The sequence below is a fragment of the Desulfofundulus thermosubterraneus DSM 16057 genome (genome assembly GCF_900142025.1).
GTDB classification, from domain to species: Bacteria; Bacillota; Desulfotomaculia; order Desulfotomaculales; family Desulfovirgulaceae; genus Desulfofundulus; species Desulfofundulus thermosubterraneus.
Genome location: NZ_FQZM01000009.1, coordinates 1 through 13,040 on the forward strand (window position 1 = coordinate 1; position 13,040 = coordinate 13,040).

At 53.7% G+C, this 13,040-nt stretch carries 12 protein-coding genes and 1 rRNA gene; 6 read left to right on the top strand and 7 right to left on the bottom strand.

Features of this window, described 5'->3' with window-relative positions; all coding sequences use genetic code 11:
* From BUA65_RS03905 to dnaA, 7 genes are all read right to left on the bottom strand, one after another.
* Positions 1–195: ribosomal RNA gene (locus BUA65_RS03905) — 16S ribosomal RNA — on the bottom strand; the annotation flags it as partial.
* Between the two features lie 343 nt (positions 196–538).
* On the bottom strand, positions 539–2,965 hold the full coding sequence (gyrA, locus tag BUA65_RS03910) for a DNA gyrase subunit A (protein ID WP_072867465.1): 2,427 nt from the start codon (positions 2,963–2,965) through the stop codon (positions 539–541).
* A gap of 31 nt (positions 2,966–2,996) precedes the next feature.
* Complete coding sequence (gyrB, locus tag BUA65_RS03915; RefSeq protein WP_278246266.1) at positions 2,997–4,892, bottom strand: DNA topoisomerase (ATP-hydrolyzing) subunit B; 1,896 nt, start codon at positions 4,890–4,892, stop codon at positions 2,997–2,999.
* Between the two features lie 96 nt (positions 4,893–4,988).
* A complete protein-coding gene (gene remB / locus BUA65_RS03920; protein WP_072867467.1) occupies positions 4,989–5,243 on the bottom strand; it encodes an extracellular matrix regulator RemB in 255 nt (84 codons plus the stop codon).
* Positions 5,244–5,246: 3 nt separating this feature from the next.
* Complete coding sequence (gene recF / locus BUA65_RS03925) at positions 5,247–6,353, bottom strand: DNA replication/repair protein RecF (RefSeq protein WP_072867468.1); 1,107 nt, start codon at positions 6,351–6,353, stop codon at positions 5,247–5,249.
* A 28-nt stretch (positions 6,354–6,381) separates the two neighbouring features.
* Complete coding sequence (gene dnaN, locus BUA65_RS03930) at positions 6,382–7,491, bottom strand: DNA polymerase III subunit beta (protein WP_072867469.1); 1,110 nt, start codon at positions 7,489–7,491, stop codon at positions 6,382–6,384.
* Positions 7,492–7,814: 323 nt separating this feature from the next.
* Positions 7,815–9,152 carry a chromosomal replication initiator protein DnaA gene (gene dnaA, locus BUA65_RS03935; protein WP_439328930.1) on the bottom strand — a complete coding sequence of 446 codons (1,338 nt, stop codon included), beginning with the start codon at positions 9,150–9,152 and terminating at the stop codon, positions 7,815–7,817.
* Between the two features lie 365 nt (positions 9,153–9,517).
* Between dnaA and rpmH the strand changes: the two genes are divergently transcribed.
* From rpmH to mnmE, 6 genes are all read left to right on the top strand, one after another.
* Positions 9,518–9,652, top strand: a complete 135-nt coding sequence (gene rpmH / locus BUA65_RS03940; RefSeq protein ID WP_013824550.1) for a 50S ribosomal protein L34 — start codon at positions 9,518–9,520, stop codon at positions 9,650–9,652.
* Between the two features lie 66 nt (positions 9,653–9,718).
* Complete coding sequence (gene rnpA / locus BUA65_RS03945; protein WP_072867471.1) at positions 9,719–10,063, top strand: ribonuclease P protein component; 345 nt, start codon at positions 9,719–9,721, stop codon at positions 10,061–10,063.
* A 6-nt stretch (positions 10,064–10,069) separates the two neighbouring features.
* Entirely contained in the window at positions 10,070–10,279 is a 210-nt protein-coding gene (gene yidD, locus BUA65_RS03950; RefSeq protein WP_072867472.1) for a membrane protein insertion efficiency factor YidD, read from the top strand.
* Positions 10,280–10,295: 16 nt separating this feature from the next.
* Positions 10,296–10,982, top strand: a complete 687-nt coding sequence (locus tag BUA65_RS03955) for a YidC/Oxa1 family membrane protein insertase (RefSeq protein ID WP_242656226.1) — start codon at positions 10,296–10,298, stop codon at positions 10,980–10,982.
* Complete coding sequence (jag, locus tag BUA65_RS03960) at positions 10,957–11,577, top strand: RNA-binding cell elongation regulator Jag/EloR (protein ID WP_072867474.1); 621 nt, start codon at positions 10,957–10,959, stop codon at positions 11,575–11,577. Before BUA65_RS03955 ends, jag begins: the two co-directional genes overlap by 26 nt.
* A gap of 69 nt (positions 11,578–11,646) precedes the next feature.
* Positions 11,647–13,032: a tRNA uridine-5-carboxymethylaminomethyl(34) synthesis GTPase MnmE gene (gene mnmE, locus BUA65_RS03965; RefSeq protein WP_072867475.1), complete on the top strand. Its 1,386-nt coding sequence runs from the start codon at positions 11,647–11,649 to the stop codon at positions 13,030–13,032.
* The last annotated feature ends 8 nt before the right edge of the window (positions 13,033–13,040 follow it).

Below are 13,040 nucleotides of genomic sequence, written 5' to 3' on the forward strand. Positions count from 1 at the left end.
TTACTCACCCGTCCGCCGCTATTGAGAGGTGAGATGTGAGAAGCGAGATGTGAGATTTATTGTTGGCTTTGGCTTTGCCAAAGCCTTCTTAATCTCACTTCTAACCTCTCACCTCTCACCTCTCAATCGCTCGACTTGCATGTGTTAGGCACGCCGCCAGCGTTCGTCCTGAGCCAGGATCAAACTCTCCATTAAATCTTCAAGTCCGTCCATGCTCTTTCGGAATTACTGCTCGCCTTCCAACGAGGTCCAGGCCGCTTCCGCACCTCTTTATGGCGCTTCCAACAGCCCCCCCGCTTGCCTTCTTCCTCCCTGTTTAGTTTTCAAGGACCACTACCCGCGCTCAATGCGCATTTTTGATTGTATCAAACTTTTTTAAGCTTAGTCAATAGGTAATTTTTACTTTTTTATGGTCCTGCCGGTCACCCTCTTACAGGGCAACCCGGCCGGACTCCATTTAGCGAGTGCAGGATTTAATATACCACAGGGTTAAGATGCTGTCAACATGAAATTAAGTTTTGATTAAAATTGGGTTAAGTTATTCTTCGGCGCTGACCAGAGCTGCGGCCACCAGTTTGTCCCCTGGGGTCAGGCGCATGAGCATTACGCCCTGGGTGGCCCGCCCCATAGTGGAAATGTCGCTGGCTTTGAGCCTGATGATAATCCCCTCGGCGCTGATCACCATGATTTCCTCGTCAGGTTTGACCACCTGCATGGCTACCACCGGACCGTTGCGCCCGGTCACCCGAGCGCTGATGATCCCCTTGCCGCCCCGGGACTGGAGGCGGTAATCGGACACGGGGGTGCGTTTGCCGTAGCCGTTGGCCGTGACTACCAGCACGTCCCCGTCGGGGCGGACGATGTCCATGGCCACCACCGTATCCCCCGGTTCCAGGGTAATGCCCTTCACACCCCGGGCGTTACGCCCGTAGGGGTGCACTTCCTCCTCGGGGAAGCGAATGGCCAGCCCCTGGCGCGTACCCAAGATAATCTCCTCTTTGCCGCTAGTGAGTTTAACTTCCACCAACTCGTCCTGATCGTCAAGCTTGATGGCGATAATGCCGTCCCGACGGGAGGTGTCAAATTGCTCCAGCTCCGTTTTCTTCACCACGCCAAAGCGTGTGGCCATGAAGAGATACAGTCCATTGCTGAATTCCCGTACCGGGATCACCGCAGTGATCCGCTCCTGCGGGCCGATATAGATCAGGTTGACAAGGGCCGTACCCTTGGCCTGGCGCCCTGCTTCGGGAATTTCGTGCACCTTCAGGCGGTAGACCTTCCCGCGGTTGGAAAAGAAGAGGAAGTAGTGGTGCGTGCCGGTGATAAATAAATGCCGCACAAAGTCCTCTTCCTTTGTCCCCATGGCGGTGATGCCCCGGCCGCCGCGCTTCTGGCTCCGATAGGTATCCAGGGGCATGCGCTTGATATAACCCTGGTTGGTAATGGTGATTACCACTTCTTCTTCCGGAATCAAATCCTCGGCTTCCAGGGTGGTATCCTCGTCGCTGATCACCGTGCGGCGGGGATCGGCAAATTTCTGCCGCATTTCGGTCAGCTCGTCTTTAATAATCTGCAAGACCTTCCGTTCATCGGCCAGCACACCCCGCAGGTAGGCAATCCTGTCCAAAAGTTCTTTGTATTCCTCTTCCAGCTTGTCCCGCTCCAGGCCGGTTAGGCGCTGGAGGCGCATATCCAGAATGGCCTGAGCCTGTTTTTCGGAAAGGCCGAATTTTTCCATCAGGGCATTTTTTGCTATTTCCACCGTCCGGGAGGCTCGGATGGTATTGATGACCTCGTCGATGTGATCCAGGGCAATGCGTAACCCTTCCACAATGTGGGCCCGGGCCTCGGCCTTGTCCAGGTCAAAGCGGGTGCGCCGGACGACCACTTCCTTCTGGTGCTCCAGGTAATGGCCCAGCATCTGCCGCAGGTTCAATACCTGGGGCTGGCCGTCCACCAGGGCCAGCATGATTACCCCGAAGGTTTCCTGCATTTGGGTATGCTTGTAGAGTTGGTTGAGGATCACCCGGGGCTTGGCATCCCGCCGCAGCTCAATGACTATACGCATTCCCCGCCGGTCCGATTCGTCCCGCAGGTCGGTAATACCGTCGATTTTCTTTTCCCGGACCAGCTCGGCTATTTTTTCAATCAGCCGGGCCTTGTTCACCATAAAGGGTATTTCGTGGACAATAATGGCGTTCTTGCCCCCGCCAATTTTTTCCACCGTGGCCTGGGCACGCACCTTTATGGCTCCCCGGCCCGTCTGGTAGGCCTCCCGGATGCCCTGCCGGCCCATAATCTTCCCGCCGGTGGGGAAGTCGGGCCCTTTGATTACCTGCATTAACTCCGGAATGGTGATGTCCGGGTTGTCGATTAGCCTGATCACGCCGTCGATTACTTCCCCTAGGTTGTGGGGCGGGATATTGGTGGCCATGCCCACGGCAATGCCCGAGGAGCCGTTCACGAGCAAGTTGGGGATGCGGGCGGGCAATACCTTGGGTTCCTCGGTGCTGCCGTCGTAGTTGGGGATGAAGTCGACCGTATTCTTTTCAATATCCGCCAGCATGGCCATGGTAATGCGGGCCATGCGGGCTTCCGTGTAGCGCATGGCCGCAGGGGCGTCCCCATCAACGGAGCCAAAGTTGCCGTGGCCGTCCACCAGGGGATAGCGGCTGGCAAAGTCCTGGGCCATGCGCACCAGGGCGTCGTAAATGGCCATATCCCCGTGGGGGTGGAACTTGGACATTACCTCACCCACAATGTGGGCGCTCTTGCGGTGGGGACGGTCGGGGGTAAGCCCCAGTTGGTGCATGGCGTAAAGAATGCGCCGGTGCACTGGTTTCAGCCCGTCTCGCACATCGGGCAGGGCACGGCCCACGATTACGCTCATGGCGTAATCCAGGTAGGAGTGTTTCATTTCCTCTTTGATGTCGATGGAAATTACCTTGCCGATATTAACGGACAACAAAGGTCACCTCAAAAAGTTATGTTTTTGCTTAAACATCCAGGTTGCGCACGGCCCGGGCGTTCTGTTGGATAAACTCCCGGCGGGGCTCAACCCGGTCTCCCATGAGCATGGAGAAGATAGCGTCTGCTTCTATGGCGTCCTCTATGCTCACTTTTAAAATGGTCCGCTTTTCCGGGTTCATGGTGGTTTCCCAAAGCTGCTGCGGGTTCATTTCACCAAGACCCTTGTAGCGCTGAATGGAAACCCCGTCGCGGCCGATTTCCTTGAGTATTTCCTCCAGCTCGGCATCACTGTAGGCATAACGGTCAATCTTGCCCTTACGAATGCGGTACAGGGGGGGCTGGGCAATATAAACGTAACCCGCCTCTAGAAGGGGGCGCATGTAGCGGTAAAAGAAGGTTAAAAGCAGGGTGCGGATATGGGCCCCGTCCACGTCCGCATCGCTCATGAGCAAGATGCGGTGGTACCTGGCCTTGCTCAAGTCAAAGTCTTCCCCAATTCCCGTACCCAGGGCCGTGATCAGGGCCCGGATCTCCTCGTTGGCCAGGATCTTGTCCATGCGCGCCTTTTCTACGTTCAAGATTTTGCCCCGCAGGGGCAGGATGGCCTGGAACCGCCGGTCCCGCCCTTGTTTGGCCGAACCGCCGGCCGAGTCCCCCTCCACCAGGTACAATTCAGTCTTGCTGGGATCCCGATCGGAGCAGTCGGCCAGCTTCCCGGGCAAAGAAGCACTTTCCAGGGCGCTCTTGCGCCTGGTCAACTCCCGGGCCTTGCGGGCTGCTTCCCGGGCCCGGGCGGCGGTAATGGCTTTATCCAGTATCCTGCGGGCAATGCTCGGGTTTTCCTCCAGGAAGGTGGCCAGCCCGTCGGCCACTACCGTATCCACAATCCCCCGCACTTCGCTGTTCCCCAGCTTAGTCTTGGTCTGGCCTTCAAACTGTGGCTCCGGCACCTTGACGCTGATCACCGCCGTCAGCCCTTCCCGGATATCCTCTCCCGTAAGGGCGGGGGTGCCGTTTTTTAAGAGGTTGTATTTTCTCCCGTAGTCATTGACCACCCGGGTGAGAGCGCTTTTAAAACCGGCCTCATGAGTGCCCCCGTCCACGGTGTGGATGTTGTTGACGTAGGAAAACAGGCTTTCCACGTAGCCCTCGGTATATTGCAGGGCCACCTCCACCTGGACGTTTTCCCGCTCGCCAAACACGTAAATGGGCCGGTTGTGCAGGACCTCTTTATTTTTATTCAGGTAGTGCACAAAATCCCTGATGCCGCCGTCGTGCTGGTAGACTACCTCCTGGTCCGTACGCTCATCCCGGAAGATAATTTTAATGCCCCGGTTTAAAAAAGACAGCTCCCTGAGGCGCTGGCTCAAGGTTTCGTGGTTGAATACCAGCTCTTCAAAGATTTCCGCATCCGGCTTAAAGGAAACCTTGGTGCCCGTGGCTTTAGCCGTACCAATGGTTTTCAACGGGGTAACCGCTTTCCCCCGTTCGTAACGCTGGTGATAAACGTGCCCGTCCCGGCAAATCTCTACTTCCAGCCACTCGGAAAGGGCGTTTACCACCGATACACCTACCCCGTGCAGCCCCCCGGAAACTTTGTATACGGTGCCGCCAAATTTTCCCCCGGCGTGCAGCATGGTGAGGACCGTTTCCACCGCCGGCAGGCCGGTTTTGGGGTGAATGTCCACGGGAATACCGCGGCCGTTGTCAATTACGGTCACACTGTTGTCCTTATGGACAACTACTTCTATCCGGTCGCAGAAACCGGCCATGGCTTCGTCTATGCTGTTGTCCACCACTTCATAAACCAGGTGGTGCAGACCCCGGGGACCGGTGCTCCCTATATACATCCCCGGGCGGCGGCGGACGGCTTCCAACCCTTCGAGAACCTGTATCTCTTCCGCGCCGTAGCGATTATTCATCTCCTGTTCCAGCAAGGCCGGGACCTCCATTTCTTGAAAACGAGTCTTTTATTAGATGTCATAATAGAATTATAACCTTATTTTGGAATGCTTTAGCTAATCTTCAGTAAAAATTATCATTTCTGCCCTTTTCTTTAAGGTGGAACAGGAAATAGGGGATACAAATATTTGCTCGCGGGTAAGGACAAAGGATTTTTCCTTGCCCTTTTTCGCAATAATCCGTACCGTTTTTTCTTCCATAGCAATTTCCAAGAACTCTTTCGTGATAGGAGAATTCGCCGCGCGTACGTTCAATATAGCAATTACGTCTTTTTTAGGGATGATCACATCACCGCCAAGATGTAAAAACAAAATTTAACCCCCTTCATGAAGTACATGTTCCCGGACAGTTATGATACGCCCGGAAAGGCTGGCAAGATCTATACCGGCGGATTGGCTGGTTGTTACGAAAACCTGCGTTTTCCCCCGGATATGCTCTATCAGCTGGGCCCTCCGGTTTTGATCCAGTTCGGAAAAAACGTCATCCAGGAGGACAACGGGGTAATCCCCTGCAAAGCGCCTTCCTAATTCCAGTTGGGCCAGCTTTAGCGCCAGAACCAGGGTGCGCTGTTGCCCCTGGGAGCCAAAGCGGCGAGCGTCCTGCCCGTTGATGGTGGTGCCCAGATCGTCCCGGTGGGGTCCAATTAGGGTTTGACCCCGGGCTATTTCCTCGGCATAGCGCCTGGATAATTCCCCCATAAAGCGCTCGCAGATTTCCGTTTCTCCAGTTGTCCGTTCCAGGGGTAGGGAGGAAAGGTACAGGAGGCCGGCTTTTTCGCCCCTCCCGCCTATCTGGCCGTAAATCTCGCGCACTATGGGAGAAAGCTCGGCCAACAGGCGACAGCGCCAGGCAATAACTTTGGCGCCAAAAGCCGCCAGTTGCTGGTTCCACGGCTCCAGCTCCTGCCGGGTGCGTTGGTTTACCCTCATTCCCTGTAATAATCTGTTTCGCTGAGCCAGCACCTGCTGGTAGCGGCGAAAGTAGGCCAGGTAGCCTGGTTGCAGGGGTCCGAGCTCTTGATCCAGCCAGCGGCGCCTTATGACAGGACTTCCTTTGATCATTAGCAGGTGATCAGGGGTAAACACCAGGGGTAGCAGGACCGGGTCCATGGCCCGACCCGTGTTTGCGTTTCGCTTATTCTGTTTTTTTCCTTCGGCGGTCAAAAGAATAGCCGTAGAGTTTTCCTGCTGCCCGAACCGGAAATTTATTTCCACCCGGCAAAAAGAACTGCCCCAGCGGATCATCTCCCTGTCACGGATTGTTCGGAAGGAATGCCCGGTAAAGCCAAAAAAAATGGCCTCCAGGAGGTTGGTTTTGCCTTGGGCGTTGCCTCCCGTAATGATATTGATCAAGGGGTCGGGTTGCCATTGTAGCCGGGCATAGCCACGAAAATTTTCCAGGCGGATCTGCTCTATATGCACCTGATTCCTCCCGGGCCTACTGCGCCCGCTATTCTTTAGGCGGTTTTGCCGGCAGCAGCAGGGACAGGTAGTTTTCCTCCCGCGCCGGCCTGAGCACAGCCGCACTCAAAGAACCAGTTAGTTCCAGGCTTAATTCTTCGCTGCCCAGGGCCCGCAAACTTTCACTCATGTATCGGGCATTGAACCAGATTTCCAGGGGTTCCCCTTCTACTACCCCGCTGACCTCTTCCCGGATCCAGCCAACCTGGGTTTGTACGGAAACCACACAGCTATTCTCCTGTAATGTGAATTGTACCACCGGGTACCCCTCGCGCACAAGCAAAGAGGCTCTTTCCGTAGCTTCCAGTATTTCTCTGGTGGCCAGCCGCGTGCGTGTAATAAATTCCCTCGGAATAACCTGTTCATAGGGAGGGTACTGTCCCGCAATTAACCGGGAGGCTATTTTCAATGTTCCGGTAAGGAAGAAAACGTGATTTTCCCCGCATATAATAGTAATTTCATCTTCAGTGCCGCCAGTTAACCTGACCACTTCGTTTAAAGTTTTTCCTGGAATAACGGCGTTAATTTGTTGTTCCGGTTCCTGGTCCAGCTGAAAGCGGCGCACGGCCAGGCGGTAAGTATCGGTGGCCACCAGCCGCAGCTGGCTGCCTGTTACCTGCATCAAAACGCCGGTGAAGATGGGCCGCGTTTCATCTGTGGAAACGGCAAAAAGTACCTGTCGCAACATATCTCTTAGTGCATCCTGGGGCAGGGAAAAGCTGGCTCCCTTTTCTACTGCCGGCAGGCGCGGGTATTGTTCCGGTTCAAACCCATGGATGTTTACCTGGGAGGTCCCGTAGATTATGGTGGTACTGGTACTTTCCGGCAGGGTGTGGAACTGGATGGGTACATCCGGCAGGTAGCGGACCAGGTCTGCAATATAGCGGATGGGTAAGACGATGGAGCCCTCATTTTCCGTTTCTACGTTCACCGTACATTGAATGGTCAGTTCCGTGTCGGACCCGGTAACGGTGAGCTGGTCGCCGTGTACCTCAAGAAGGATGCCCGAGAGGATGGGCAGCGGTGACCGCGGGGAAACTGCCTTTTGTACGGTTCCTATGGCATAGGCGAGAGTTGATTTGCTTGTGGTAAACTTCACCGGTTTTCCCCCACAATCATGATCATAATTAAGAAATTAAGTATTGTAGTTTATAGTAGTGGTTGCGCACTTGTGGATAAGCACATCTTTGCCTGGAAATAGGGCTAAAAACGTAGCTTTTGTCCTGTGGATAAGTGTCAGGTTAATTCTGCTTCGAAAATAGTTTTTACCTGCTGTTTGCACGCGCTCGCCTCGTGTTGAACAGCACCCATTTTCATCCTCAGTTGGTGAAACTGATATGGCCAAGGGTCCTATACTTTTGTAATATTCATCGAACCCGGTTTGAGCAGGCAAGCTTTTAGAGTCCAGTTGCCTGACACCTGCTATATTTCTTCTTGAATTTTTTGTTTGATTTCTTTGATTGCTTGTTCTAGCAGCGCGTCAGTAGCCAGCTGGGTGCTGATCTTTTCGTAGGCGTGGAGCACGGTGGTATGGTCTCTTCCTCCGAAGGCGTCCCCGATTTGGGGCAGGGAGAGATCCGTCAGTTCGCGGGCCAGGTACATGGCGATCTGCCGGGGAAAGGCCACGTTTCGGCTGCGCTTTTTGGATTTGAATTCTTCGGGTTTGAGGCCGTAGTAGGCGGCTACCTTTTCCTGTATGAGCTGCGCTGTAATCTGTTTGGGTGACTTTCTGGGTAGAATGTCCTTAAGGATATCCCGGGCCAGTTGGGTGGTAATCTGCTGCTTGTACAGGGAGGCGTAGGCTACCACCCGGATGAGCGCCCCCTCTAGTTCCCGGATGTTGGACGTTATTTGCTGCGCTATGTATTCCACCGTATCATCGGGTATGTTAACGTTGTCCAGGTGGGCTTTTTTCTTTAAAATAGCAATTCTCGTTTCCAGATCCGGCGGCTGGATATCAGTTATAAGACCCCATTCAAAGCGCGAGCGCAGCCGGTCTTCCAGCGTAGGTATTTCCTTGGGTGGCCGGTCGCTGGAAATGACGATTTGCTTGTTTGCTTCGTATAAAGTATTAAAGGTATGGAAAAATTCTTCTTGGGTGCGTTCCTTCCCGGCCAGGAACTGTATGTCATCAATGAGCAGCACGTCCATGCCCCGGTACTTGTCCCGGAATTCCACTGCCCGCTTGTTCGCAATGGCATTGATCAGTTCATTGGTGAACTTTTCGGAGGTAACGTAAACTATCCGGCTGTGGTTGCCGCGTTTCAGGATGTAGTGGCTTATGGCATGCATCAGGTGGGTTTTGCCCAATCCTACTCCGCCGTAAATAAACAGGGGATTATAGGTTTCCGCCGGAGATTCGGCTACTGCCAGGCAGGCTGCATGGGCAAACCGGTTGCTATTGCCCACCACGAAGGTATCAAAGGTGTAGCGGGGGTTGAGGGGGCAGGTTTCCACGGACACAGAAGGCGTTGATTTGCGTATTCTGTTGAGTAGTTTTTCATTGACTTCTTCTGCTGGTAAAAATTGTACTTCAATTTCGTCCCTGGTGATTTCCTGCAGGTAATTTTTAATTATGGATGCGTAGCGGGTGACCAGCCAGTCCCTGTAAAATTGGTTGGGAACCTGGATAAAGAATGTGCTCCGGTGAAACCCCAGGGGGAGTACCGATTCCTGCCAGATCTCATAGGTTTCCGCATCCAGGCGCGGCTGAATATGGGCCAGGAGTTCATCCCAAATCTCGGCGACATGTGTTTTGATCATATGTGGTAACCCCCTGCTTACAGATGTTTGTTAAACTTAAAAAAGCCTCCGCAAGCGATTTTAACGGGGCTTGTCCCTTGGATATTTTTTAGTATAGATATCGACAGCCTTATACCCAACTTTACCCACAACCTGTGGGTAATTTCATCTCCGGCTGCCGGCGATTCAATCATATCAAATTTGCCGGGGCTTATCAACCGATAAAATGGTATCCTGTGGATAATTATGTATGTTGTGGACAGACGATTCCCGCCCGGGCGCCCGGGGGTTTTTTTCTTGACTTGGGAAGGGTTTTTCTTATATAATTACATGTGATGTGTCTGGTTTTTCCAGTCGGGACGGTGGTGAGGAGGTGTGATGATTTGAAGCGCACTTATCAGCCGAAGAACAGGAAGCGTAAAAAGATTCACGGCTTTTTAAAGCGCATGTCCACCAGGGCGGGCCGCAATGTAATTAAGAGGAGAAGGCTGAAGGGAAGAAAGAGACTTACCGCATAAGGCCGCTTGATATCAAGGTGGCCTTTTCGTAATTTGGCCGGATGATTTTGTGAGCGGGATTGGTCTATGGCCATGGAGATTTTAAAAAAGAAAAAAGATTTTCAACGGGTTTACCGGCGAGGTCATTCCGTGGCCAGTAACGTCCTGGTCTTATATTTGTCCCGTAATCGAGGACAGGGCCGGCGTTTTGGTTTTTCCGTAAGTAAAAAAACGGGCAAGGCAGTTGTTCGGAACCGCGTGCGCCGTGTTTTGCGGGAAATCTGCCGTCTCAATGAGGGTTGGTTTCCACAAGATCATGATGTAGTGATTATCGCCCGCAGGGAGGCTGTCGGGAAAAACTTCCATGATCTGGCGGCACAGCTCTACCACTTAACCCGGCGGGCTGCCCGCAAGATGACGCTGAAAGGTTGATCGCCTGTGCGTGCTCTGGTTATCGCCATATTGCGTTTTTACCAGCGTTTTATTTCGCCTTTGAAGCCGCCCAGTTGTCGTTTTTATCCCACATGTTCCGAGTACGCCGTACAGGCCGTGGTTAAATACGGTGTGGTCCGCGGTTTGCTTTTATCCTTGTGGCGTCTTTTCCGTTGCCATCCCCTTTCCCGGGGTGGCTATGATCCGGTTAAATAAGCAAGGAGGGGATGGTTTGTTTCAAGCTCTAGTTGATGGCATGACCGCTCTGTTAAACTGGTTGTACCACCTTACAGAGCTGGCTCATGTAGCCAATTACGGCCTGGCGATAATCCTGTTAACTATTCTCATTAAGGTTATCCTTTACCCTCTATCCGTAAAGCAGATGCGCTCTATGGTGCTCATGCAGCAGCTGGCGCCCAAGGTTAAGGAGATTCAGGATCGTTATCGTAACAAAGATCCACAGAAGATGCAGCAAAAAATTATGGAACTATACCGGGAACATAATGTGAACCCCATGGCCGGATGTTTGCCCCTTTTGATTCAGATGCCCATTTTAATTGCCCTGTATCGTGCGCTTTTACATTTTAATTATGCGGATCCTGCTCATGCCCGGTTTCTGTGGGTTAAAAACTTGAGCCAGGTGGGAGACCCCTATTTTATCCTCCCCCTTTTAGCCGGGTTGACTACCTTTGTTCAATCGCGCATGACCACCAATATGACCGATCCTACCCAGCGCACCATGCTGATCATCATGCCCATCTTTATTGCCTGGATTAGTGCTACCGTGCCTGCAGGCCTGGCTTTATACTGGGTTACTTTCAATGCCGTTGGGATTCTTCAACAGTATTTTGTGAACAGGCATACCCAAGGTTTGAAGGAGGCGCTAAACACCGGTGGAGGGAGTAGAGAAAACCGCTAAAACAGTTGACGAGGCGGTTTCCCTGGCGCTGGCCCAACTGGGAATTTCCCGGGAGGAAGCGGAAATTGAGGTTTTAGAGGAACCTTCGAGAGGTTTTTTGGGCCTGCTGGGTTCACGACCGGCACGGGTCAGGGTAAGGGTTAAAGATACGCCGTCGCGCCGGGCAAAGGAATTGCTCGGCCGGCTTTTAGAGGCCATGAACCTCCCCGTAGACATGGCTATCGAAGAAAAGGAAAATAACGTGTTTATTGATATAGAGGGAAAAGATGTGGGCATACTGATCGGCAGGAGGGGAGAAACCCTTGATGCCCTCCAGTACCTGATAACTCTCTATGTAAATAAGAACCAGCATCAGCGTTGCAAGGTATTTCTTGATGTGGAGGGGTACCGTCGCCGGCGGGAAGAAACTCTGCAGCGTCTGGCTTTAAAGTTGGCCGAAAAAGCCAAACAGCGCGGCCGGAATGTGGTCCTGGAACCAATGACCTCTCACGAGCGCAGGATTATCCATACCGCGCTTCAGGGAAGGGACGATATCTTTACCTATAGCGAGGGCGAAGAGCCTTACCGCAAAATTATCATCTCCCCGAAAAAATAGTCAATTTATTTCCCGCAGACCCAGCCGGTTTAAGCCGGGCTGGGTTTTTTCAAATGGTGGTGTTGACTGGTGTTGGATGATACCATTGCTGCCATTGCCACTCCTCTTGGCGAGGGGGCCATCGGAATCGTGCGTGTTTCCGGCCCCGAGGCCGTGCCCATTGCAGAAAAATTGTTTGTCAGCCGCACGGGTGTGGATTGGCGGAAACTGGGCAGCCACCGTTTGTTTTACGGTTTGGTGGTGGATCCGGCCACCGGTCGGCCAGTGGATGAAGTTTTGCTGGGTGTGATGTATGCCCCCCGCACTTTTACCCGGGAAGACGTGGTGGAATTTAACTGCCACGGGGGCATCGTTCCTCTCCGGCGAATCCTGGAACTGGTACTGCAGCACGGCGCCAGGCTGGCCGAGCCCGGCGAATTTACCCGGCGGGCCTTTTTAAACGGACGCTTGGACCTGGCCCAGGCAGAGTCTGTTCTGGATATTATCCGAGCGAAAACGGAGGCTGGCCTTGCGGTGGCCATGTCTTTGCTGGCTGGTGAGCTCTCCTCCCGGGTACGTACCTTCCAGGACCGGTTGCTGGGCCTGGTGGCTCAGGTGGAGGCCAGCATTGATTTTCCTGAAGAGGGGATTGAAGAAGCCACCCGTGAGGATATGGTAGAATCGGTACGCGCTATCATGGGCGATTTGGAGGAACTCCTCCGGCAGGCCCGGTACGGCAAGGTTTACCGGGAGGGGTTGCGCACGGTCATTGTGGGCCGTCCCAATGTGGGTAAATCCTCCCTGCTTAACTCCCTACTGCGGGAAAAGCGGGCCATTGTCACCGAGATCCCCGGGACCACCAGGGATATCATCGAGGAAGTGGTGAATATCCGGGGCATACCCGTTCGCCTGGCCGACACGGCGGGCTTGCGGAAAACCGACGACGTTGTGGAAAGGATCGGCGTGGAGCGTTCACGGGACCTGGTGAAAATGGCTGACCTGGTTCTGGTGGTTCTGGACGCCAGCACGGGGTTAACGCCCGATGACCGCTCCATCCTTGAGCTGGTGCGGGAGCAACCGGGGATCATTTTGGTGAATAAGAGCGATATTGGCGACGGCGAGGCTCTGGCGCGGCAGGTGACCTCGCTTTTCCCGGACAAGCCTGTGCAGGTTATTTCGGTAAAGACCGGCCAGGGGCTGGCTCATGTGGAGGAGGCCATTGAACGGATGATTCTCGGCGGTCAGGCGGTGGCCTCACAGCTGCCCCTGGTCAGCCATGTGCGTCACAAACAGGCCCTGGCCCGTTGCTACGAACACCTGCAGGAGGTGCTCCGTGCTTTGTCCGCCGGTGAAAACCTGGATCTGGTAGCCATTGATTTAAGAGCGGCCTGGGAGGCTCTGGGTGAAATTACCGGTACCACGGTTGCCGATGATATCGTTGATCGTATTTTCCAGGACTTCTGCATCGGAAAGTGAGGTCTTGC